This window comes from Oceanobacillus sp. FSL K6-2867 (assembly GCF_037963145.1).
GTDB lineage: Bacteria > Bacillota > Bacilli > Bacillales > Amphibacillaceae > Oceanobacillus.
Map to the genome: position 1 here is coordinate 319,551 of NZ_CP150144.1, position 24,650 is coordinate 344,200.

The 24,650-nt window shown below is 38.0% G+C and carries 23 protein-coding genes and 1 pseudogene; 9 read left to right on the plus strand and 15 right to left on the minus strand.

From position 1 onward, the window contains the following. Window positions 1-26 precede the first annotated feature (26 nt). Together dhbC and NSQ77_RS01525 are read right to left on the minus strand one after the other, a co-directional pair. The gene (dhbC, locus tag NSQ77_RS01520; RefSeq protein WP_339228446.1) at window positions 27-1,235 is read right to left on the minus strand and encodes an isochorismate synthase DhbC; all 1,209 of its coding nucleotides are present in this window, start codon (window positions 1,233-1,235) and stop codon (window positions 27-29) included. A 21-nt stretch (window positions 1,236-1,256) separates the two neighbouring features. Next, window positions 1,257-2,042 (minus strand): 2,3-dihydro-2,3-dihydroxybenzoate dehydrogenase, encoded by a 786-nt coding sequence (locus tag NSQ77_RS01525; RefSeq protein ID WP_339228447.1) that lies wholly within the window; start codon window positions 2,040-2,042, stop codon window positions 1,257-1,259. An 831-nt stretch (window positions 2,043-2,873) separates the two neighbouring features. Between NSQ77_RS01525 and NSQ77_RS01530 the strand changes: the two genes are divergently transcribed. After that, window positions 2,874-3,314, plus strand: coding sequence for a YtoQ family protein (locus tag NSQ77_RS01530; RefSeq protein WP_339228448.1), 441 nt, complete (start codon window positions 2,874-2,876; stop codon window positions 3,312-3,314). A gap of 275 nt (window positions 3,315-3,589) precedes the next feature. On the opposite strand, the gene NSQ77_RS01535 is transcribed toward NSQ77_RS01530, so the two are convergent. Continuing rightward, a complete protein-coding gene (locus NSQ77_RS01535; protein WP_339228449.1) occupies window positions 3,590-4,099 on the minus strand; it encodes a DUF84 family protein in 510 nt (169 codons plus the stop codon). A 46-nt stretch (window positions 4,100-4,145) separates the two neighbouring features. Beyond that, entirely contained in the window at window positions 4,146-5,210 is a 1,065-nt protein-coding gene (locus tag NSQ77_RS01540) for a M42 family metallopeptidase (RefSeq protein ID WP_339228450.1), read from the minus strand. Between the two features lie 209 nt (window positions 5,211-5,419). Between NSQ77_RS01540 and NSQ77_RS01545 the strand changes: the two genes are divergently transcribed. The 6 genes from NSQ77_RS01545 (at window position 5,420) to NSQ77_RS01570 (ending at window position 8,884) form a co-directional block, all read left to right on the plus strand. Continuing rightward, window positions 5,420-5,734 carry a PepSY domain-containing protein gene (locus NSQ77_RS01545; RefSeq protein ID WP_339228451.1) on the plus strand — a complete coding sequence of 105 codons (315 nt, stop codon included), beginning with the start codon at window positions 5,420-5,422 and terminating at the stop codon, window positions 5,732-5,734. A 381-nt stretch (window positions 5,735-6,115) separates the two neighbouring features. Further along, window positions 6,116-6,250 (plus strand): BA3454 family stress response protein, encoded by a 135-nt coding sequence (locus NSQ77_RS01550; RefSeq protein WP_339228452.1) that lies wholly within the window; start codon window positions 6,116-6,118, stop codon window positions 6,248-6,250. A gap of 17 nt (window positions 6,251-6,267) precedes the next feature. Beyond that, on the plus strand, window positions 6,268-6,534 hold the full coding sequence (locus tag NSQ77_RS01555) for a hypothetical protein (RefSeq protein ID WP_339228453.1): 267 nt from the start codon (window positions 6,268-6,270) through the stop codon (window positions 6,532-6,534). A 109-nt stretch (window positions 6,535-6,643) separates the two neighbouring features. Beyond that, a complete protein-coding gene (locus tag NSQ77_RS01560; RefSeq protein ID WP_339228454.1) occupies window positions 6,644-6,829 on the plus strand; it encodes a hypothetical protein in 186 nt (61 codons plus the stop codon). After that, window positions 6,829-8,298 carry a sodium:solute symporter family protein gene (locus tag NSQ77_RS01565; RefSeq protein WP_339228455.1) on the plus strand — a complete coding sequence of 490 codons (1,470 nt, stop codon included), beginning with the start codon at window positions 6,829-6,831 and terminating at the stop codon, window positions 8,296-8,298. The genes NSQ77_RS01560 and NSQ77_RS01565 overlap by 1 nt, the downstream gene beginning before the upstream one ends. 130 nt (window positions 8,299-8,428) lie before the next feature. Then, complete coding sequence (locus tag NSQ77_RS01570) at window positions 8,429-8,884, plus strand: YndM family protein (RefSeq protein ID WP_339228456.1); 456 nt, start codon at window positions 8,429-8,431, stop codon at window positions 8,882-8,884. 387 nt (window positions 8,885-9,271) lie between these two features. On the opposite strand, the gene NSQ77_RS01575 is transcribed toward NSQ77_RS01570, so the two are convergent. From NSQ77_RS01575 to pruA, 8 genes and pseudogenes are all read right to left on the minus strand, one after another. Beyond that, window positions 9,272-9,460, minus strand: coding sequence for a hypothetical protein (locus NSQ77_RS01575; RefSeq protein WP_339228457.1), 189 nt, complete (start codon window positions 9,458-9,460; stop codon window positions 9,272-9,274). 365 nt (window positions 9,461-9,825) lie between these two features. After that, complete coding sequence (locus tag NSQ77_RS01580; RefSeq protein WP_339228458.1) at window positions 9,826-11,808, minus strand: methyl-accepting chemotaxis protein; 1,983 nt, start codon at window positions 11,806-11,808, stop codon at window positions 9,826-9,828. A 216-nt stretch (window positions 11,809-12,024) separates the two neighbouring features. Then, entirely contained in the window at window positions 12,025-13,074 is a 1,050-nt protein-coding gene (locus NSQ77_RS01585; RefSeq protein WP_339228459.1) for an aromatic acid exporter family protein, read from the minus strand. Between the two features lie 203 nt (window positions 13,075-13,277). Continuing rightward, window positions 13,278-14,242 (minus strand): annotated as a pseudogene (locus NSQ77_RS01590) (bile acid:sodium symporter family protein). Window positions 14,243-14,481: 239 nt separating this feature from the next. Beyond that, complete coding sequence (locus tag NSQ77_RS01595; protein ID WP_339228461.1) at window positions 14,482-15,873, minus strand: NAD-dependent succinate-semialdehyde dehydrogenase; 1,392 nt, start codon at window positions 15,871-15,873, stop codon at window positions 14,482-14,484. A gap of 160 nt (window positions 15,874-16,033) precedes the next feature. Further along, a complete protein-coding gene (gene putP / locus NSQ77_RS01600) occupies window positions 16,034-17,515 on the minus strand; it encodes a sodium/proline symporter PutP (protein ID WP_339228462.1) in 1,482 nt (493 codons plus the stop codon). Between the two features lie 219 nt (window positions 17,516-17,734). Next, on the minus strand, window positions 17,735-18,742 hold the full coding sequence (locus NSQ77_RS01605; RefSeq protein WP_339228463.1) for a proline dehydrogenase family protein: 1,008 nt from the start codon (window positions 18,740-18,742) through the stop codon (window positions 17,735-17,737). A gap of 101 nt (window positions 18,743-18,843) precedes the next feature. Continuing rightward, complete coding sequence (pruA, locus tag NSQ77_RS01610; protein ID WP_339228464.1) at window positions 18,844-20,391, minus strand: L-glutamate gamma-semialdehyde dehydrogenase; 1,548 nt, start codon at window positions 20,389-20,391, stop codon at window positions 18,844-18,846. Window positions 20,392-20,654: 263 nt separating this feature from the next. Here pruA and NSQ77_RS01615 point away from each other — a divergent pair, with 263 nt between their 5' ends. Next, a complete protein-coding gene (locus tag NSQ77_RS01615; protein WP_339228465.1) occupies window positions 20,655-22,025 on the plus strand; it encodes a sigma 54-interacting transcriptional regulator in 1,371 nt (456 codons plus the stop codon). Between the two features lie 172 nt (window positions 22,026-22,197). On the opposite strand, the gene NSQ77_RS01620 is transcribed toward NSQ77_RS01615, so the two are convergent. After that, complete coding sequence (locus NSQ77_RS01620) at window positions 22,198-22,347, minus strand: hypothetical protein (protein WP_339228466.1); 150 nt, start codon at window positions 22,345-22,347, stop codon at window positions 22,198-22,200. 409 nt (window positions 22,348-22,756) lie between these two features. Next, complete coding sequence (locus tag NSQ77_RS01625) at window positions 22,757-23,035, minus strand: CD3324 family protein (RefSeq protein ID WP_339228467.1); 279 nt, start codon at window positions 23,033-23,035, stop codon at window positions 22,757-22,759. A 515-nt stretch (window positions 23,036-23,550) separates the two neighbouring features. On the opposite strand from NSQ77_RS01625, the gene NSQ77_RS01630 reads away from it, so the two are divergent. Beyond that, complete coding sequence (locus NSQ77_RS01630; protein WP_339228468.1) at window positions 23,551-24,123, plus strand: biotin transporter BioY; 573 nt, start codon at window positions 23,551-23,553, stop codon at window positions 24,121-24,123. 41 nt (window positions 24,124-24,164) lie between these two features. Here NSQ77_RS01630 and NSQ77_RS01635 read toward each other — a convergent pair whose 3' ends face one another. Next, window positions 24,165-24,617, minus strand: coding sequence for a hypothetical protein (locus NSQ77_RS01635; RefSeq protein ID WP_339228469.1), 453 nt, complete (start codon window positions 24,615-24,617; stop codon window positions 24,165-24,167). Between the last annotated feature and the right edge of the window lie 33 nt (window positions 24,618-24,650).

Here is a 24,650-nt window from a genome sequence, read left to right on the forward strand (position 1 = left end):
GTTTATAGTTTCCTGCAAAACTTCTATCAGTCTTTTATACCAATTGCCTGGAGCATCGTTCGGAACTTAGCTGAAGTCTCGTTCAATTCTTCTTCTGCTTTTGAACCAGCTACCACTCCCGCACCAGCAAACAGCCGTATAGAACGTTCCTTTACTTCAGCACAGCGAATTGTTACAATCCATTCTCCATCCCCGTTTTCATCACACCAACCGACCATTCCGGTAAAGAGACCTCGGTCAAATGGCTCTATCTCATAGATAGCTTCACGAGCTAATGCTGTTGGATAACCACAAACAGCTGGTGTCGGATGCAGTGCAATAGCCAGCTCTAACGAAGATGTTTCTAGCTGTTTTAAAGTTCCACGTATCTCTGTCGAAAGATGCCACATTGCTTCTGTCTTCACTAAAGACGGTGACTCTGGCACTTCGATTGTTTCACAGAAAGGAGCCAGTGCTTCCTTCACCATGTCAACAACGACAGCATGCTCATATAAGTCTTTTTCCGAATCCAGCAGCTCCTTAGCCCGCCTTTGATCTTCCATTAAATCATCACTGCGAGGACGGGAACCTGCAAGGGGATTTGCAAATACAGTATGTCCGCATTTGGATACAAGCAGTTCTGGGCTGGCACCAACCAGTGTACGTTTACCTTTAGATTCCTTTTGTTTGCCTGACGGTTTTTCATCCGTTAAATCGACTGCAAATGTATACCCTTGCTTATTATGTAGCGCTAGATTTCTTAAAAGCTGGCTAACATCAACCTGCTCCCCTGTGCTAAAATGCAAAGCCCTGGAAACAACAATCTTGTCGATATGTCCTGTTGCGATCCTTTCCAACCCCTGGTTAACACCATTCATATATTCCTCTGGTTCTGGTATAGGCTGCATTTCATATGGATACATGTCGGACAAAGATTCCTGCTGTTCTTCGTCTATATTTAAAGGCTCAGAAACATCCACTTTCTCAGGAATGATTATTTCCGAATCTTCCGAGTAATCAAAAGGTACTGCTCCCACAGCAACAGGATAAGGGTGTCCAGCCTGCTTCGCCTGATAGAGGGCAGCCTCTACACGTGATGGCAAACTAAAAAGCTGGTTCTCCGCTTCCTTTGCCTTCTCAATAACGGAAAATATCCCTTTCCCTATCATCGTTTGATTTGGCGATGCTAGGAAGAAATCTCCTGCTACATACTCATCTAGCATCGATTTTTGTTTTGCAACACTTGTTTTACTCACTTTATGATTACCTCCTCCATGTTATATGCCTAAAGTCGCTCCTCCATCGATAACCATATCGTGCATGGTTATATGGGATGCATGATCGGAAACTAAAAATAGTACCGTTTCAGCAATATCTTTTGGTTTGCCTAGCTTACCCAGAGGAATCCCAATTCGGTATGTCTCAGGTTCTCCTTCTATCGTTTTTTGGGCACCTTGCTCATCTTTCCAAAGCCTTCTCAACATGCTTGTTTCCGTAGATCCGGGAGAAATAACATTACAGCGAATGTTATATCGTGCAAGCTCCAGTCCCATACATTTTGTAAACATCGTTGCTGCCGCTTTAGAAGCCCCATACGCAGCCATTGTCATTCTTGGCATATGGGCTGCATTAGAGCTTACCGTAATAATGGCTCCACTTTTACGAGGTATCATCCGTCTGGAAACGGAGCTCGATACGTGAAACACACCGGCAGCATTAACAGCAAAACTTGCATTCCAATCTTCTTTATCTAACACATCGACCTCTCCTAATCGCAGCATACCAGCTGCATTTACTAGAATCTCGATAGGGCCGATATCGGATTCAATTGAAGCGACAACTTCCTCAACAACATCTAAATTACTGATATCTATTGAAAAATCTGCAGCCTGATAGCCTTTATCCTGCCATTCTTTTACGCACTTTTTCAGTACGTGACTATCTGTATCGATTGCCGCAATTACTGCACCATTCTCAGCAAGCTTCTCGGAGATGATTTGTCCCATACCCCCTGCTGCCCCAGTAACGACAGCGATTTTCCCTTTGATTTCACTCACTTTCATAGCACCATTCCTTCCATGGATAATTATGGGTAAAATATCAATTGATAATGATTATCATTATCAATGTTGTCACCAATCATATATGCTATTCATGAGAAAATCAACTTTATTTCTTCATTTTTTATTAATTGGTAATTTCGGACTACACCTGCATTTTTTAAGAAAAAATACATATATTTTTTTGTTCATCAATTTTAAAAACGCAAAGTACGGAACTATTTAAGTAACATTCTACGCGTCATTAGCTATACAAAAGTTTGTAAGATAGTTATACGAACACAATTGAAAATGATTATCAGTATCAATTAAAGATATATGTTATTCCTGTAAAAATAAAAAATCAAGTGTTTTTCTGTAGTTTTTATTATTTACTCTTCTATTCCTATTGCTAAAGTAGCACTTTATTTTTTTAATACTATAAAGGTCTTTTATTTTCCTATAAGTAAAAAAGATTATATAGGATGTTACAAAACAGTATTTAGACATAGATCATTGTCTTTTTTAGTAGTTAAGGACTTATTAAGAAAAATGCTGAAATTCCCATTTTGTTGTTGACGCTAACCAGGGTAGCGTAAATTTCCTTGGATCGCATAATATATTATTATCTTGTTGACTAGGCTTGGGTGCTGACAGAAAAAAAGAACACTATTCCTATCGTGTTATGTGAGGGAAAGTCTGGCAACAACTTTAACTTTTTGCTTGACTAGGCTATTCTATATTTAAAAGATTCAAATACAATCTGAGAAATCATATATCGACACCTATTTCTTTGCAATCAGTCTAAAATTCGTTAGTATTAATTGTAGAATCAATCTATTGGAGGGAATATAAATGGAATTAACTGTATATTTAGCAGGACAAATTCATACAGACTGGCGTGATGAGGTACAGCAAAAAGCAAAAGAAAAAAATCTTCCATTAAAATTTGTTGCACCTCAAACTAACCATGATCGTTCGGACGATATTGGCGAGGATATTTTAGGAGAACAGCCTGGAAAATTGTATAAAGATGATGCAGCTTCCAGTGTAAATAACTTCCGCACTCAAGTATTAATGCAAAAATCAGATGTTGTGATTGCCTTATTTGGCGAGCAATATAAACAATGGAACACCGCAATGGACGCAAGCGCTGCAATTGCAAAGAATAAACCAACTATTATTATCCGTCCAGAATCCTTAATTCATCCATTGAAAGAACTGTCCAATAAAGCGAATGTTACTGTAGAAACGGTTGACCAAGCATTAGAGGTATTGGCATATATTTATGAATAGGATAACAAAAGTGGAAGCGTCCCGTTAGCGACTTATGGATTAGACGGAGCCGATGTTGGTTTTCACCATATGGATATATAAGTACACTAAGCCTTTGGCAGAGCCAATCGACAAGTCTTCTTTATCAAGTCATGAGGTGAGGGAAGTCTCGCTAGGCGCTAGGCGCAGGAGCTGGATATGACCATTTAGGTAACTAAGTTATCCACAGCGTACAAATTTTATAGTTTCCTATGCTACGAAAAAAACCGAAAGCAAGGAGTGCTCCTTGCTTTCGGTTACTTTTTATCTCTCCAATATTCCCACTGACCACGTAGCAGCTTCACAACATGAGCGAACATTTCCTGTCGCGATACAAAATCATTTGTGAAGATTCCAATTGCACCTTCTTTGGTTCTCACTGCTTGCTTTTCTGCATAGCGATCCATTAGATCACCTAATTCTGGACCATCACGCAGTCCAGCTTCAATCTCTTCCGGTAAAGCAATCCGTGCACCACTGGCTGTAAATATTTGACCCTCAGGCGTTACAAGCGCTCCCCAATTACATAAATATAATTGCTCGTTGACATACATGACTCCACCCTCTAGACCAATTCCAATTACTCCTTCTGCAGATTCTGCACATTGGGTTGCTCGATTTACGGCTCCCATCATTGTTTCTTCATCTGAAAAAGGCTGTTCCGATACACCAGAGCTTGCCTTTAAGGCTGTTACCGAAGCATCAGGGAAAACCTCGGTCACTGCATTAATTTTCGTTGGATTTTTTGAACCAATTTTAATATTCATTATTATTCACCTCGTGCTTGTATGTACAACAATCACGAAAACTCCTTTACGCCTTTCTTATTTCATCAAGCATATTTTGATCTGTCGTTTTAACTAGCTTCACTAACAATTCCTTCGCTGCTGCATAATCATCTACATGAATGATGGATGCAGAAGTATGAATGTAGCGAGAACAAATCCCAATAACCGCCGAGGGTACCCCATCCCCAGACAGATGTACACGTCCGGCATCAGTTCCACCTTGCGAAATGAAATATTGGTACGGGATGTTATTCGATTCTGCCGTATCAAGCACAAATTCACGAATGCCTCGATGTGTAATCATCGTCCGGTCAAAAATACGAAGCAATGCGCCTTTGCCTAATTGGCCAAATGCTTTTTTGTCACCTGAAGCATCATTTGCTGGGGAAGCATCGAGAGCATAATAAATATCTGGTCCAATCATATTCGCTGCTACCTGCGCTCCGCGTAACCCAACCTCTTCTTGTACAGTTGCACCTGAAAACAATTGGTTTGGCAATGTTTCATGTTGTAATTCCTTCATTAATTCAATGGCAAGCCCACATCCGTAACGATTGTCCCAAGCTTTAGCAAGAATCTTTTTATTGTTTGCCATCGGTTCAAATGGTGTGACTGGTACGATGGAATCCCCTGGACGTACGCCAATCTTCTCTGCATCCTCTCGGTCATCTGCACCGATATCAATGAGCATATTTTTAATTTCCATCGGCTTTTTACGTTGTGCTTCCGTTAAAAGATGTGGCGGGATTGAACCGATCACACCAATTACAGGACCATTATCGGTCATTACTTGGACACGCTGTGCAAGCATTACTTGATTCCACCAGCCTCCAAGCGGCTGAAAACGAAGCATGCCATTGTCTGTAATTTGCGTCACCATAAAACCAACCTCATCCATATGCCCTGCAACCATAACGCGTGGCCCTTCCCCATGCTTTACCCCAAAAACACCACCTAGATTATCCTGGATAATTTCATCTGCATATTTTTCTAATTCTTTTTTCATAAACGAACGGACAAGATGCTCATTTCCCGGCGCACCTTGCAGCTCTGTGAGATTTTTAAATAGCTCAAGTGTTTCCTGTTTCATCTTAATTCCCTCCAAATAGGTATAAACGATTTTTAACCATCTAATTATATTATCCTATTTCAGTATAACTGAAACCGTCGAAAACTTTCCACTTATCACGCAGTATCGTTTTCATTTTATTCGATAATCCTGTATACTTGCACTTATATAGAGGTGTTCAACACGCACTTCATAAATAGTCCAATAATCTTTTTCAAGAGGTGAACGTATTGAGCAGAAAAAAAGCAATCCTTGCCGCAGCAATCGGTTTTGCAGTTGGATATCTGGCAAGAGAACAAATTAATCAGTATCAAAAAATTACTCCAGAAAAAGCCTTAAATCATGCAAAGGAAATGTTTAAACGAAAAGGTCCGATTAGTGGATCATGGATTTATATGAAGCCGGAGGAAGTTGAGCGAAACGGCTTACTTTACAATGCTTATCGTGGCGGAATCACACGTACAATCGATGATGAAAATATACAGTATGAATTCTATGTTGATGTAGAAACTGGTGGAGTTATAGACACGAAACAAACTATGTAAGATAAAAGCTACTTTAGAAGTGCTAATACTTTTAAGGTAGCTTTTATTGTCTGATTCCTAAATATTTTTATACCATGTATGTTTAGTTTTGACTCCTCTCTATAATAGTAATGAAACGAATAACATTCTCTCCCTTCTACACAAGCCAATTAACAAACCCCTATCTCTAATATGCAGCTTCGTTCTCTCCTTCCTCTTATATCATACTGTTGTTAAAAAACTCAAACTGGCAAACGTTATCATTAATTCACGCTAAATTTTTGTAAAATTGCGGTCAATTATCTATACAAACAAATGAACTTATCGTATAATAAAAATCAATTGATATAATATTATGTCAATTCGACACTAATCTCATTTTTTAGACAGGAGGCCTTGTGTATGATTCAAGTTAATCTAACCGTTGACTATGACGGGAAGCTCTACAACACGAATGTTATTACGACAAGTGATACGACTGATGAAGAAATTTTGGAAATCGCAATTTCACAAATTGAACAGCAATGGAAAGAATAAAACGTAGGCGTCATAAAATGGCACCTGCTTTTTTAATACCTCTGAATACTCTTGCCACTTTTATTATAGGCATAGTATTGTCTTCTCATGCTTCCAGCAAACGTAACTGCCTTTTAAAAGAACTGCGTTTGCTGGTTATTCCCCTTCCATATCAAATTCCTGAAAATTTGCAAATAAATATAGCAAAAATTAAAACCATTTGCTATGATATTGCTTATACATTGCAATTTAAAAATGATGAGCATGGAAAACTATTTTATGATCATGCATTTGACCTAATGTGAATATTTTCACATCTTTACGCATGTCGTAATAATTACAAATTGCAGTTTACGAATGACATCAAAAAGAAGATACAAAATAGGTATATTACATATTTAATGGAGGTATTTGATGAAAAAGAATGAATTGACATGGGCATTGCTTATTTTGTTTATTATCTTACTAGCATTTATCCTTCCTTATACTTTACTCACAAATGTTACAAAATGGTATGGAAGCTTCTTGATATGGTTAGTTTTAGCATTTATTACAATTATCATCAATTATTTCTTGACAAAGAATTGGGGTAAAAAATAATGACAACTTCTCTTGTTTGGTGGACTATTTCAATTTATGTTTTACTTGCACTCGTAATTGCAATCTTATCAAGAACAGGCAAACAGCATAACATGGAGAGCTATTTCCTTGGCGACCGAAAGATGGGCGGATTCGTATCAGCACTTAGCTACAGTGCTACCACATACAGTGCATTTATGCTCGTTGGATTAGCCGGACTAACCTATAATGGCGGTGTCGGAGCGCTCGGTTTTGAATTAATTTACTTGATGGGCGTCTCATTAGTCGCCTTCTTTGGTCCAAGGTTTTGGGTTGTTGGGAAAAAATATGGCTATGTGACACCAGCAGAGATGCTTGGTGATCGTTATGACAATAAATACGTTGCAATCGTTGTTGCGGTTACAAACTGTTTGTTTCTTATACCATACAGCGCTGTACAGCTTTCTGGCGTAGGTTACTTGCTGCAGGGTGTTACAAATAACGCGTTCCCTTATACAACTGGTGTTCTAATAGCGACGCTCCTGGCACTTCTTTTCACTTATATTGCCGGAATACGTTCTGTAGCATGGACGGATTCACTACAAGCATTGTTTATGATTATAGGCTCTACAGTTGTTGTCCTAATCCTCATTAATGGATTGGGTGGGTTTAGCACATTTTTCGAAAAAATTGAAGCAGTTCAGCCTGAACTGTTAACGGTCCCAGGTAATGGATTCTTTAGTTTTCTTACATTTTTAGGTCTAACAATACCTTGGTTTTTCTTTAGTCTTTCAAATCCGCAGGTGAGCCAGCGACTGTTTATGCCATCCTCTTTAAAAAGCTTAAAAAACATGCTGATGGGCTTTCTTGTATTTGGTTTTATTTATACGATTGTTGCAATTATCTGGGGATATTCTGCAGCTATTATGTTTCCTAATTTAGAAAACGCAGATCTTGCAACACCTTTAGTGCTTTCATCGGACTTAGTACCGCCTATCCTTGGAGTTATCGTAATGGTCGGAATTATGGCAGCGGCTATTTCAACTATTGATTCAATCTTATTAACGTTATCTTCCCTTTTTGCTAAGGATGTATATGGAAATATTAAACAGAATGCGAGTGACAAATTACAGCTTCGAGTTGGAAAAATTGTTATTCCTATTATCGCTGTACTTGCATATTTGTTCGCGGAAATGGAACTGAATTTGATAGCAGTTCTATCTGTAGCTTCTTCTGCTGGATTAATCGTAGCTGTACCAGCAATCATTGGAACCTTCTTTTGGAAAAAAGGAAGTGCTGCGGGTGTCTTATCCAGTGTAATAATTGCAGGGATTATCGTTATTCTGCTCGAATTTTTCCAATTGAAACCATTTGGACTTGCTTCCGGACTTTGGGGGATTGGAATTTCCACAATTGTTTTTGTTGGGGTTAGTTTTCTTACAAAAGCACCTGAAGCAAAAGCAACTGAATTTCTTTCCTATATTCGCCAGGCATTAAAAAAAGAAAATTAAACACATTGATCTCTTCTTATTTGAAGGGATCTTTTTTATGAAACAAATTGTTTATTTTCCAATGAATGACATGTTTAAAAATGGGATAACCTATAGAAAGTATGTTTATTAAAGAGAGGAAGCGGATTCTATGAAATATATCGGACCGTTAATCATTAAGTTTATTTTAACAACTGTCATTGTAAGCATTGTGCTCGGACTCTTTTTTAATGTGTCTTTTGCAGGAGTTGTCACGACAAGCGTGCTTCTTACTGGCCTTGCTTTTCTTGGTGATGTGCTGGTTTTACCTCTGATTGAAAAAAGCACGGCATTAATAGGTGATTTTTTTCTTGCATGGGTAGTTGTGCTTTTTATTGGAAATATGCTCTTTAACGCAGCTGTTCCAATTGGATCAGCATCATTTACTACGGCTGCAGCTGTCATTGCTGGAGAAGTATTTTTTCACCGATATATGAGAAGAGAAGTGCTAAGAAATGTTAAAAACTCCCAGAATAAGGTAGTTTACCTGCCAAAGCGCTATTTTCAAACGGAGTTCAGTTCCGAATTGGACAAACCAGACGACCCAACAAATCATGATAAAAAATAATATTTTTTATTTTCAAGTGTATTTTTCTAAAATTGGTACACACTAGGGATTGTAAAAGCTGCTCTTTGCTGTAAAGATTCGTTTTTACAAACAAAATCTAGGAGGAATATCATGAATAACAGACAGAATGACCGCAACAGAAACAACAATAACGACAATAATAACAATAACCAGGAAGTTAATAACGTTGAGTTTGCTAACGAGTTTCTTGAAGATCTAGATAATAATAATGATAACAAAAACAATAATAAGAACCGTAACAAAAACCATAACAACGATCGTTAATTTAGAAAACCTGTCTTGTGATTTGAGACAGGTTTTCTTTCATATTCTCATATCTAAATTCCTGCAGTATTAAAAGATTCCAGTCCTCTATATCTGAATTCTTTAGCGAAGAGTTAATAACAATTGTTCGTGTGCAAGCTTCGCCGATTGTGCATCTATTATCAGTTTTGATCTTGTTTCCGGATCTTCTGATTTTTGTGCAAGCACTTCTAATTGATGGGCAATTTTTTTATGTTCACCTATCAAATAGTGTAAGTTCTCTAATTCCGTATGTGTTAAATAATGATTCATAGCGTAAGTTCCTTTCTTTATGGTATTTCATTAGTCTTTCCTTGTGCGTGTTAATTGATACGAGTGATTCCCAGAAGTTCCTTCACGGATAGTGTATGGAGATGCGTGGTTGTCTCATTACGCTTATTTTGGGAAGATAATATACGTTAGAAGATAAATTGGAAAATGAAAAATCAATCCACTTCTATATAAGGGATTGATCAGAACTGAAAAGATTAATATCTTTTTTATTATAATAAAGCAAGAGACTGAGACAAAAGTATTTTTATACAAAAACACTTTAATTATGTCTCAGTCTCTTTTATATTATTATTCATGTCTATTGTGCAGTTGTGAATTGAAAATCAATCACTTCAGTCACGAAACTATAATTTAAATTTCTGTACAAGTTCATTTAATTCCTCAGCTAGCTTAGCAAGCTGTGATGAACCTGCTGCAATTTCATCCATCGAGCTGCTTGACTGCTCCGAGGTTGCTGCAGCTTCTTCAACTCCTGCAGCTGCTTCTTCTGAAACGGACGCAATTTCTTCGATTGAAGCATTCATTTCCTGACTGCTTGCCACTATTAAAGATAAGCTTTCTGCTGTTGCCTGAATATTTCCAGCCATATCTGTTACAAAAGCACTAATTTTATGGAAGGTCTCCCCTGTTGATTTAATTTGTGCCGTTCCAGCTTCAACCTCTTTATATCCCATTGTTAACGCTTTTGCAACATTGCTTGATTCGCTTTGAATGTTTGCTGCAAACCCTGTTATATCGGATACGGATTCTGACACTTGTACCGCCAGCTTTCTTACTTCATCAGCTACAACCGCAAACCCTTTTCCTGACTCTCCTGCTCTTGCTGCTTCAATTGCAGCATTGAGTGCAAGTAAATTTGTCTGATTGGCAATATCCTGAACCACTTCAACAAGCTTAGTGATTTCTTGTGATGCCTTATCTAATATTGCCATTTTTGTCGTGGCTTCTTGCACGATTGCATCAATTTTCATCATTTGAGAGTCGGAAGATGCCATCAATTGTTTGCCTTCCTCTGTCATATTTATTATATCGAGGGAAACAGCTCGAATTTGTTCTCCTTGTTGATTCGTTTCTTGAATACTGGAAGCAAAGCTGGCCATTGCACCTGCAATTTCACTTGCGCTATTTGCCTGTTTTTCAGTGCCTCCAGCCATCTCCTGCATCGTCATTGCAATTTGCTCTGATCCAGTTCTTACCTCAATTGATGATTGTGTCATTTCTTCACTTTTAGCTGAAACACTTTCAGATGCTTCTGCCACCTTGGATAAAGTATCATGCAAATTGTTACGCATGATTTGCATTGCACGAGTTAATTGTCCAACTTCATCTTTTTGCTGATTATCTTTAATCGCTATTCGTAAATTCCCCTTCGATAGCTCTAGCATAAGCTCTGATATCGTGCGTATCGGATTCGCAATCGTTTTGCTGAAGCGTATTGATACAAATAAAGCGATAATAATAAAGCCGATAACCATAATTACACTAATCCAGAAAAGCTGACTGTTTGTTGCACCAATTGCAGATATGTCTTGTCCGATGCCAATGACACCAATTATTTCATTTCCTATTGGACTTAGCATTGGTAAATAGGTATCCAAAGTCTCCTCATCATGGTGTGAAACCTTTTCGCCATTCATGACATTAGCTAAAATAGAAGCATCGTTCATCGTTTTTTCAATATTTTCTTCTTCAGAGGATACCACAATTGTACCTTCCGTATTGTACAAATTGATGGTAACGCCCTTCAATTTTTCTTGTAATGCTTCTAAAAAATGATCATCTACACCCATCTGCAGCGTTCCAATAACCTCTTGTTCGTAATAAATTGGTGCAAAGGCTCTTACAGAAAGACCGGATCTTCCGAATTCAAATCCAGATATCGACTGACCATCTAATGCATATTGAATTGCTTCCATATTACTTTTGTCGTCCCCATACTGGGTTGTATCATGGCCACGGAGAAAAACAATTCCATCTGTATCACCATACTCAATTTTGTCAATTCCATGCTCTGAAAATAGTCGTGAATAGATTCCATTCACAAGATTTAGTAACGTCTCACGATCCCGCTGATTATAAGCTTGCACGAATGCCAAGTCTTGTGAATAAATTTCTGTTATATTTTGTAGCTCTTCTGCAACGTTATCAAATTCCGATTGAATAATATGCTCCATCGTCTGCTGCTGGTCTTCTATCAAGTTATTAAACCCACTGTTCGTTGTTATCCAGATAGCCGTTATGGTAATCCATACCGGTACAATCGTTAATAACAGAAATATGGTTAATAGCTTCTTTTTTAAACTGTCCATTCTTAATATCTTTCTCATTCAATGCCCTCTCGCCTTCAATAAAAATATTGTACCCATTATAGTATCGGTAATCATTCCGAAAACTGAAGTTGAATAATGTATTTTTTTCATTTCGAGTGACAATGGAGAAAATTTTTATAAAAGCTTTATTATACAAAAAAAGACGATGACCTATTTATTTTTGGTCACCATCTTTTATAATTCCATTTTTATTTTTTCATTTACCAATAAGGCTTAATCCTTATTTCTCCTATGCTCATTAATTCTAACGAGTCGCTCTAATTTATCAAGCTCGTAAAATAATTCAATAATACTATTTGCAATCGGAAAAACATATGTCCATTTTTCGAAGTCGGATCCTTGGAGAGCATCAATGATATTATTAATCGTAACCTGCATTGCTACTTTCGTTTCTTTCTGCAGATCTTTATCCAAAATAATTTTATCTTCATACATTAATAAAACATTTTCGCTATAAGTGTTAATTTCAATAACCAGTTTTTTAATCAAATGAAATTTCCCACTTGAGATATTTTCGATGTTTTTAAAATTATTCTCTAAGTGCTGGATCAATGTATGCTTTTTCCGTAAAACTTTAATCATATGCTTATACAAGATAATTGTCCTTAAAAAGTCTGGACGCTGCCTTATAAATAAGCTATTTCTTTCATCTGAAATAATTTCATAATAATCCCTTGTACGCTGAATCATCTTTTCCAATTCTTTATCTTCATCCTTCATTTGCGGAACGCTCATAGTTTGATTCGGGATAACACGAAGAAGGAAATTCGTTTTCTCACTTGCATTTTTTATCATTGAAAATAAGATTTTCTGGTGGTCCGGCGGATATACAAGCACATTAACGATAAATGCGGATAATACACCAATTGCAACAAGTGATAAACGTTCAGCAATATAAATGAAATTAATCCCATTATCACTGACCAGCAAAATCGTTACAATGCTAAGCACTGTTAAACTAACCGTTTTATTCAAACCAAGCCGTATGTTAATCGCAATCGAAATGATGACTACTGCTGCAACAGATATCGGATGATTACCAAGCAGCAACAATCCAGCTAAAGCAAACGTCACTCCAACGCTGTTTGAAATAACTACTTCTTTAATATATTTAAACGAACGCATAATGGACGGCTGCATCGCCAATACTGCTGCAATTGCAGCTACAAGTTCCAATTCTAATCCAGTCAAACCGGTAATCAATAATGTCAAAGCCACCGCAAGACCGGTTTTTACCATACGGGGCCCAATATTAAATTCCATTCTTTGCACCTCTCTAAGCAGTAGTATACCCTTTATATTCGCAACTGTCACTAATGCTTTTCGGTAAAATTACTATACTTTATTGGCAACGTTTTACTTGTACTTATGCAGATGAAATTGCTTTTATACTTAATATGTGCATGTGCAAAGAAAAAGCCTGTGTCACAATCTGTAACACAGGCTCTGTTTTTGACTAGCGTTATTCAGCCAGCTTCCTTTGTTTCTTTCGTATTATTCGTTTGTTCGATACTTCGCTTTCCCCACCACGTTGCTAGAATTGGACCTGAAATATTATGCCAAACACTGAAAATGGCACTTGGAACAGCTGCAATTGGCGCAAAATGCGCTAAGGCCAATGCAGCACCGAGGCCGGAATTTTGCATACCGACTTCAATTGAGGTTGCTTTTTGATCTGCAAAATTTAACCTAAACAACTTAGCAATGAAGTAGCCTATAAGAAGACCTAAACAATTATGCAGGACAACAATAGCAAAAATTAACAGTCCTGTAGTAGCGATTGACTCTTTGTTTACCGCAACAACCGCAGCTGCAACCGCAACAATACCAATAACTGAAACTAATGGCAGAGCTGTCACACTTTTATCTACTTGCCTACTGAATAATATACGCACAACTACACCAAGTACAATCGGTAATAATACGACCTTCACAATGGACATAAACATATCGCCAAACGATACCGGAAGCCACTGACTTGCAAGTAATAATGTAAGTGCCGGTGTCATAATCGGCGCAAGTAATGTGGATACAGATGTTATCGTTACCGATAATGCGGTATTGCCTTTAGCCATGAAGGTCATTAAATTGGATGCAGTCCCCCCCGGACAACAGCCAACCAGAATTACACCAACTGCTACCTCTGGGGGCAGCTGAAAGAGATGCGATAAACCAAATGCTAATAATGGCATGATCGTGTATTGTGCTGCTACACCAATAAGTACACTTTTAGGCTGTTTAATAATACCTTTGAAATCATTTATGGATAATGTTAAACCCATACCGAACATGATAATTCCAAGGAGGAATGAGATATAGGGGCAATCCAAGCAAAGCCGGAAGGGTATAGGTAACTAAATATTGCGAAAAAAATAACCCAAAGCGCGAATGTACTTGTTGCAAAATTACTGATTTTTCCTAATGTCTTCATCTTTTCTGATCCTCGTATGTATCCCCTAATTATGCAATGTACGTATATTTTCTTACAAAAACAAAACAATACGTTAATTGGAAACTTTATCACAATTTAATACGGAAAGGTAGCTATTTTTCTGTCTATTAAATAAAGCGTATTCAGCTTTAATTTAAAAAATAGACGTTTTAAAAATGCCTGAAAGTAGAAAAGACCCGCTAGAAGAAATATTCTCCTGCAGGTCCAATCATTGAAATTTAAATACCAATCGAGAAATACTTTACTTCTAAATATTCTTCTATGCCGTGATGACCACCTTCACGGCCAAGTCCACTTTCTTTAAATCCGCCAAACGGAGCTTGCACAGTAGAAGGCATGCCATCGTTAATTCCAACTATTCCATATTCGAGCTTTTCTCCTATACGAACTGCTTTCGATATACTTTCCGTGAACAGGTAGGCGGCAAGACCGTATGGTGTGTTGTTGGCCAGCTCAATTACTTCTCTTTCCGTCGTAAACGTGGAAATCGGGGCTAACGGACCGAATGTTTCCTCATTCATGCACAGCATCTCTTCGGTTACCCCTTTAAGTACAGTTGGTTCAACAAAGTATCCATCCGATTCTTGATAGGATTCTCCACCATGAATAAGTTCAGCACCTTGATCAAGCGCATCTTTTAAGTGTTCATTAACTTTTTCATATGCATTTTTATCAATTAACGGGCCAATATCTACGCCTTTTTCCAGCCCATTACCAACCTTTAATTCACTTACTTTTTGTTTAAATTTATCCGTAAATGTATCCACAACATCCTTATGCACATAAATCCGATTGCTGCATACACAGGTTTGGCCTGCATTTCGGAATTTCGACCGTACTGCCCCTTCCGTTGCTTTATCGAGATCTGCATCATCCATCACAATCAGCGGTGCATGGCCTCCTAATTCAAGGGATATCTTCTTGACGGTGTCAGCTGATTTACGCATCAGAACCTTTCCAACCTCGGTAGATCCAGTAAACGAAACCTTGCGTACACGCGAGTCCTCCATCCAAGCATCACTGATTTCCCCCGAATCCCCAGGAAGAATTTCCAGAACGCCCTCTGGTATGCCAGCTTTTGACGCTAGCTCCCCAAGTTTTATTGCTGTTAATGGGGTCGCACTTGCAGGCTTCACAACAGCTGTACAGCCTGCAGCTAAAGCGGGTGCTACTTTTCTGGTAATCATTGCGGCGGGGAAATTCCATGGCGTAATAGCAGCTATTACTCCTACAGGCTGCTTATGTACCATAATCCGTTTATTACGTGCTGAAGCTGGAATTGTCTCTCCATAAACACGCTTTCCTTCTTCTGCATACCAGGAAATAAAATTATTGGCATACGTAACTTCACCTTTTGCTTCTTCAAGCGGTTTACCTTGCTCCAGTGTCATGGTTTTCGCAATATCATCCAGTTCTTCCTGAATCAGATGATGCCATTTCATTAATAGCTCACTGCGCTCATCCGCCGTTTTCTCTGACCATTCTTGGAATGCTTGATAAGCACGGTCTACTGCAGCAATTGCTTCATCCTTTCTAGCACGTGGTATGGATTCAATCTTTTCGCCGTTCGCAGGATTAATAACATCTATCATTGCCTTTGTTTCTGACATCTTGCATTCCTCCTACATTTTAATTGTCTTCTATTCCATACTATTACCTTCTTTTAAATCTATGAAACATTTAAATAGAAATCACATATATGTGTTTTTTATTAGCTGAAAATGAATGAAACGATCCTTGCTAGCTAGCAAGACTCGTTCTTTAGTATTCCTATCTTTCCCTTTTAATAATTTCAAGTGTTTCATCAAATTCACGTTCAACCGCCTCATTCCGCTTATAGGTTAGCAGACTGATAACTACAGCAACTATTAAACATAATAAGAAGCCTGGGACAATTTCATATAGGTATTTGGAAAGTTTAGAAGTCCCCCACACAAATACGGTAACCGCACCAACAATCATCCCCCACATCGCACCGATCCCTGTAATTTTTCTCCAATACAGCGACAGAAGAATTATTGGCCCAAAGGAAGCACCAAATCCTGCCCAGGCGAAGGATACAAGACCAAGAATCGTATCATTTTGCTGCCAAGCAAAGATCATTGCAATACCAGAAACAAGTAATACAGCTAATCGTCCAAGATTAACGAGCTGCTTATCACTAGCATCTATTTTAAATACAGCCTTATAAATATCTTCAACCAATGCTGAGGATGTTACGATTAATTGCGAGGATACCGTACTCATAATCGCGGCCAATACGGCTGCAAGCATGATTCCCGCAATAAACGGATGGAAAATAATTTGACCTAATTGGATAAAAACTGCTTCATGGTTTGTTAATGTAATATCAGGATTTTGCTGAAAATATGCAACACCCACTAGAGCGGTAGCTGCTGCACCAACTAAAGAAAGAAACATCCATCCAATACCAATTCGTCTTGCTTTTTTCGTTTCCTTTACCGATTGAATTGCCATAAATCTTACGATAATATGCGGCTGTCCGAAATAACCTAATCCCCATGCAAGGGAAGATATAATTCCAGTAGCTGTTGCCGTAGCAAAGAAACTAAGCAATGTTGGGTTAAATTCTTGAATCGTACTTATCGTATCACCAATCCCACCTGTTAGCATAACACCAAAAATCGGAACAAGAATAAGTGCCAGAAACATCATCGTTCCTTGTACCACATCCGTAAAGCTCACCGCAAGGAAACCACCAATAAATGTATAGACAATTGTTACACCAGCAACAACTAGTAAGCCTGTATGATAGTCATAACCAAAGGAGCTTTCAAAGAAGACCCCACCTGCTACCATTCCAGATGAAACGTAAAATGTAAAGTAAACTAAAATAATAATACCAGATACGATTCGCAATACTTTTGAGTTGTCTTTCAATCGATTATCAAAAAAGCTCGGGATGGTAATCGAATTGTTGGATACTTGTGTGTAGACACGAAGACGTGGTGCTACGAAAATCCAGTTTAACCAAGCACCGAGCAGTAATCCAATTGCTATCCAACCTTCTACAAGCCCTGAAAGGTAAATAGCACCCGGCAGTCCCATCAATAGCCATTGTGACATGTCTGAAGCGCCAGCACTCAGAGCTGATACCGCCGCATTCAGATTCCTTCCCCCAAGCATGTAGTCATCTAGATTTGTTGTTCTCTTGTATGCATATACTCCAATTGCTATCATTGCAACTAAATAAAGAATAATCGCAAGCAACTGATACGTATAATCCGTCATGTAATCCCCCTTTGAATATTTTTTCCTGTGTGTTGCATTTTCACGCAACTTCACTAGTTTTATTGCGTTTTTTAGAATTATCGCACAAAAATGCGTTTTAAACCAACTATTTTATATAATTACATATAAAGTAATATTCCTTCATCATTCTCACTGCACACTGCTGTACGTATGCAAGTAGTCGAATCATCCACTGCTATTCAGTAAACGCCAAAGATATTATACTAGTTTTTTACTTCGTTTTTTTCTCCATAAAACAAATAGTGAGAAGGCAGCTGCACCAGTAATAATTGGAGATTTTTTTAATTTATTTTCCTTCGTATAGAATACATCTCTCATGACGAGATTCAGATTTTGCGGTCGTTCTGCTAAACGACGCATAAAATAGCCGAACCAGTCTGTCCCAAAAGGAATATACGTACAAAACTTATAACCCTCTTTCACCAGCTCATCATGCATTTCTGTTCGAAATCCATAAAGCATTTGGAACTCAAATTTATCTTTACTTATATTATTCTCATTTACAAACGCTTTCATTTCATTGATGATGCGATGATCATGTGTAGCAATCGACGTAAACGCACTTCCAAGCAAGCGTTGTTTTGCAAGCTTTATAAAATTTTCGTCAATATCCTCTTTTGTTTGAAAAGCTACTGCTTCACTTTCTTTGTACGCACCCTTTACCATTCGAATACGCACGTGCTCCAACTGCTTCAGGTCTTCTTCTGCTCGGTATAAATAGGTCTGAATTACAGTGCCAACAAGAGGGTATTTCTTCCGTAATACATCTAGAATTTCAAGCGTTTTTTCATAATGTATATATTTTTCCATGTCAATATTGATGAAAATATTATAGGCTGCAGCTTTTTCCAAAATCTCACTCATAGTCTCAATACAAAATTCTTTGTCAATATCAAGACCAAGCTGGGTCAGCTTCAAGGATACATGACAATCCAGACTTTCCTCATGAATTGTCTCGAGCATTTGAATAATTTCATCCTTAGCAACTAAAGCCTCACTTCGGTCCAAGATAAATTCTCCCAAATTATCTAACGTGCAGGAGATTCCGCGGGTATTTAATTGCCTTACTGTCTCCACTACACCAACAATATCAATTCCTGCAACAAATTTTTCCGCTCCAAGGCGAAAACCCCATTTTTTGGCGTTTGCATTTAATACCTTATTATTTGATAAACCAATAAAAAACTCTCTTGTTAGATTGCCCATCACTGTAGCTCCTTTTTATAATAAATCATATTATTTCCAGCCTTGCCTTCCTTGCGTAAAAATTTGCGACAAGCTGCTTCAGCCTGCCGCACACCCGTCCATTAAAATGCTTCCGATACAATTTTAGCTTCTAAGAAGTGCTGCAGATAATCCGGCCCTCCTGCTTTAGAATCCGTACCCGACATCTTGAATCCTCCAAACGGCTGATATCCAACAATGGCCGCAGTGCAGCCACGATTGAAATAAAGATTTCCAACATGAAACTCATAACGTGCTCGGTTCAAATGCTCACGATTATTTGAAATAACTGCACCAGTTAAGCCATATTCTGTGTTATTCGCAATTTCCAGCAACTCATCAAAATCAGCCGCTTTGGCAAAAGCCACAACCGGTCCGAAAATTTCCTCCTGCATGATTCTAGCTTTCGGGTCCACATCTTTGAAAATTGTTGGGTAAATAAAGAAACCTTTGGAATCATCAGTTTCTCCACCGTATGCAAGTTCACCCTCCGTCTTTCCAATTTCAATGTAATCTTTAATTTTATTAAACTGCTTTTGGTTCACAACGGCACCCATATAGACATTTTCTTCAGATGGGTTTCCAACAGTCAGCTTTTTCGTCAACTCTATCGATTTTTCAAGTACTTCATCATATACATCCTGGTGAATGACAGCTCTTGAGCAAGCAGAGCATTTCTGTCCGGAAAATCCAAATGCAGAGTTAACAATCGCATCAGCAGCCAATTTCAAATCTGCATCTTTATCCACAACAATTGTGTCTTTTCCACCCATTTCCGCAATAACACGCTTGAGAAATTGCTGTCCCTCCTGTACTTTCGCTGCACGTTCATAAATTCGTGTTCCAGTTGCACGTGACCCAGTAAAATTAATAAAATGGGTATCTTTATGGTCTACAAGATAGTCTCCTATTTCAGCTGGGTCACCTGGCACAAAATTCAGGACTCCTTTAGGCAATCCGGCTTCCTCTAACACTTCTACTAGTTTATAAGCAATGACCGGTGTGTTTTCCGATGGTTTTAGCAACACTGTATTTCCTGCCACAATCGGCGCTGCTACCGTTCCACATACAATTGCAAAAGCAAAGTTCCATGGCGGGATAACAACTCCAGGCCCCATAGGTTGATAAAAATATGCATTATGTTCATTTGGTCGATCAGCTAAAGGCTTTCCTTTTCCAAGCTCAATCATTTGACGACCATAATACTCCAAGAAATCTATTCCTTCTGCAGTATCTCCATCCGCCTGATCCCACGGCTTTCCAGCATCCAGAACCAGCCATGCGGAAAATTCATGCTTCCGTCTGCGTACAATTGCTGCTGCTCTGAATAATAAATCAGCCCGTTCCTGTACTGTCCATGTTTTCCAGGACTTAAACGCCCGCTGTGCACTTTCCATCGCTTGTTCAACGTGGTCCTTTGTTGCCTTTGAAACTTTCCCGATAAGTTGTTCTTTGTTACCAGGGTTAATTGACACAAGCTTATCTTCTGTAAAAACTTTCTCTCCATCAATTATGAGTGGGTATTCTTTTCCTAACTCACCCTTGACCTGCTCTAATACCCCTTCAAATTCCTGACGGTTTTTATCATCTTTAAAATCTGTAAATGGCTCATGTTTAAATGGCAAAACCATTAAATAAACCTCCCTCAAAATAAATAGTAGTTAGCTAGAATTGTAATAATATTTCTTGCCTCACCTATAACTAGCAAAATTCATGCCAATTTTTTTATTTATTACTGACCCTTCATAGCAATCGCTTACAATGAAAGGGTTTGTTTTTTTATTTTTGTTGAAACATGTATAAAAACGGCCATGCACCTTTGTACACTCTGTTTACACAAATGTAAACAATATATACAATATTCTTTACAGTAGAAATTGTATGAGGTGATACGATGTTTCATGAAAAGTTTTATCTTGATACAATCCTTTCATTAGAAGACGACGCAATAACAATTGTGGATACTAATCAGCAGGTTCTTTTTTGGAATGCAGCCGCTGTCCAAACGTATAATATCGATCAATCTGCTATCCTCCATCAACCTATTACCAACTATTTTCACAGTGATGATCTGATTGTATTACAGGTTCTTGCATCAAGAGAACCTGTAAAAAATACGTATCATCAACCACGTGAAGATAAGCATGTTGTCATAAATGCCGCTCCTGTCTACAATGAAAATCAAGAACTTGTCGGTGCTGCTTCCATTGAAAGAGATGTCACGCAAATCGTTAAGTTAAATAACAATTTAGAAACAACTGCTGCAGAACTAAATGAGCTTAGACAGCGTGTGAACATGAATCACGAGGAAACACCATTTTCAAAATTAAAGGGAAAGAGTCTCTCTCTTCAACAGACGATCCAAATTGCTAGAAAAGCAGCGAAAACAACTGCCACAACTCTTATACTTGGCGAAAGTGGAACAGGAAAAGAGATATGTGCTCGAGCCATTCATGAAGCAAGCAATCGAAAGAATGGACCATTTGTTCCGGTAAATTGTGGAGCTATTCCCAGTGCATTATTTGAAAGTGAGCTACTAGGATATGAAGGCGGTTCATTTACTGGGGCTGAGAAGAATGGAAAAGCAGGGAAAATTGAAATGGCTGATGGTGGTACATTGTTTCTTGATGAGGTTGGTGAACTCCCATTAGACATGCAAGTAAAGCTCCTGCGAGTACTGCAGGAGAACCGGATTTATCGAATTGGCGATTCTACCGGCAGAAAAGTTGATGTACGATTTGTTGCAGCCACAAATCAAAATTTAATACAGCTTATGGAAGATAAGGAATTTCGTTCGGATTTATTTTATCGGTTAAACGTCATTCAGCTTACAATGCCCCCTCTCCGAGAACGTATTGATGACATCCCAGGGTTAGTCCGATTATTTTTGAAACAATTCGCTATCCAGCATCAAGTGCCAACGCCAGAAATGAAACAGGATGCTATACACATTTTACTCGAATATAACTGGCCAGGAAATGTTCGCGAACTTAGAAATTTTATCGAACGGATTGTAATTCTTTCCGAAAAACCATTTATTGTGAAGCAGGATGTATTAGATTACTTTCCAAATCCTGCATTACAACAAAACCGGATTGTTCCGGAGACAAGTCATTTATTGCCACAAGAAAAAGCGGCGATGGAGAAGGATCGCATTGCAAAAATGCTAAAGAAGACGAATGGAAACAAAGCGCTGACCGCCAAGAAATTGGGTATCTCCCGTATGACCCTTTATAACAAAATTAAAAAATATGGTATATTATGATTATTGATTTAAAAAACAGACTTAATTTTATCTTATGCTCTCTCTCTATGTAAATTAAAGAATGCCACGGCATGCTCATCTATATCGCTGTGGCATTCCAGCATTACAATTGAATGTTACATTTCTCCAATATCGAATTTCTTTTCCATTCACTGTTAACCAGTCTTCCCATTTATCCAAATGCGTTTAAAAGCATAGCAACACTTATTTTCCAATCTATTTGATAGCTTTTATTAAGGACTCTTTTTCCATATGTTTCATTTTTTATTTTTTCCATTCGATCATATACAATACTTTTATAAATAGCAATGTCCGTCTGCACGATTGCTTCCTCCCTTTAATGTTGTTTTTTATTAATCATACAACTGGGAAGACTTCTGGTCGTCGGCTCAGGGCCTGAAATTCGGTAACAATTATTTACCACCAACGCTTTAGAACCTCTGCAACTTAAGTCTGAGCACACTTCTCACAAAGGAAGCTTTCGCAGGTGTATGGGACTCGCTTAAACGCAAGCCACCTCATTTAACTTAGTGAACATCTCTGTTACCTCCTTTCTTAAAAATCAATTGCTGTATACTTATTAACTCACGGAAAGACCTATATGAACAAGTGAAAGAATCATTATAATTGTTTTGTACAACTTTTTTGTTCTCATTGTTTTTTCCACCCGAAAAAGCGTGAAGTCCCTTTCGAAACTTCACGCTTTTCTAACAATATATAATGATATGCAGTTATACATGATTGTTACGCATTTTATAAATAATCTTTCGTATACTGTCAATTGATAAATGAAACTTCCGCTCTAATTCTTCCAATGATTTTCCATTAATGTATAATTGAAAAATCTCCTCATTCCGTTCAGCGATTAACGCTCTCGACCCGCTCACTTCTCCCCAGCCTGCCCGCTCACTTTTTGCTTTTGGGATATAAATCAAATCGCCTTGAATATATTTCTGCATCTCTTTTAGCAAACTAGGGGGAAGGACCTCTTTTGCATTTTTGTACTGCACGATTTACGTCCTCCTTGTTAACGTCTACGTCTACATCTATTCTAGAATCAAACATTAAATTGCTCATCTCATACCTACTCCTTTCCTTGATTTTTAAATTCTAATGCCTTACTGCTTATTGAAAAGTATAAACGATCTTCCCAATTATGGAAAGATGCTAATTTTCTGAATGAACACTCCAAATAAATGGGGCCGTAGATACGGCCCCTGGCAGGTATTTCCGCTATGCGGAAATCACCTCTGTATTTGTGATCAATATAATCAGCCTCCTTTCACAAGAGTCTATCGGTCCGACACCTTAATTAACGCATACTTTCTCTTCTGTTCGCAAGGGAAAGAATAATTATAATTGTTTTATCCTTTGTCATGTTCTAATAGAATCCTTTTAAAGAATTATTTTCATTCGTCACCCAAAATAATAAAAGGTTGACAATGTAGTTTCCTTCATTTTATAATCCAAAATAATAAGAAAATTTTTCAGCAATTATAATAACTTTAGTAAGGAGATTTGCATGATGAATGAAAAAAGCAAGAGACTTAGGGTTCTACTTAATTGTTCAATCTTTGCAGCGATAACAGCAATTTTAGCGCAACTCGAAATCCCGCTCCCACTTATTCCGATAAGTGGACAAACCTTAGCTGTTGGAATTGCTGCTACCGTTTTAGGCAGTCGCCAGGGCTCTTTAGCAATGATATGCTATGCAGCCATTGGAGCTGTCGGACTTCCTGTTTTTGCAGGCTTTAGCGGTGGACCACAAGTATTAGCAGGTCCGTCAGGTGGTTACATTTTCGGGTTCATTTCAGCCGCCTATATCACCGGGGTAATTTTAGAAAAAACCGGTTTTACGGTTCGTATAGCTTTGATCGCTAATATTGCAGGAATGTTTGTTACACTACTATTTGGTACAATCCAATTAAAAATTGTTTTAGATTTAGGCTGGAATGCAGCATTAGCAGCCGGAGTGTATCCATTTCTAATAGTCGGTTTCATCAAAGCATATCTAGCAAGCCTGATTGGTATCGTGGTAAGACAACGATTAATTCAAGCAAAGCTGATTACTGCTGCACAGAAAGAAATTGTTTCATGATCAAATAATGGGACGGCAGGATGTCCGTCCCTTCTTTTACTTTACACATTTCCAATTAGACTATTTGTAAGATAAACATCCATGAATACACAATTTTTTTCTTTTCCCATAAATTCAATCTTCCAATTTCCTGAAAGCATTTTTTCAAGCTGCTCCCCCTGATCCTCATCCAGCCTCAACTGACTAAATCCATCATCCCCTAGCTCATAATCACGATCTTCGATTTTGTCAAATTTCAGAAATAGTAAGTTTTTCAGACCATTGTATGTGACGAATTTAATCGAATAGCCTTCACTTAAAACCTTTTGGAATTCTGCTGTCCCTAATCTTTCTTCAAGCTGAATCAATTCATTAAAATCAAAGCTTGCATGATAAGTACGAAAGCGCGCCACATCTTTTCTTTCTACATGCTGAATAATTTCCTGATTAGATACACCATTTTTTCGCAGTGTTTCAATTATGAAAGCATCCATTAACGAAATTTTCTTCACCATTCCAATCACCTCCAGTGTATATTCCTGCTTTTC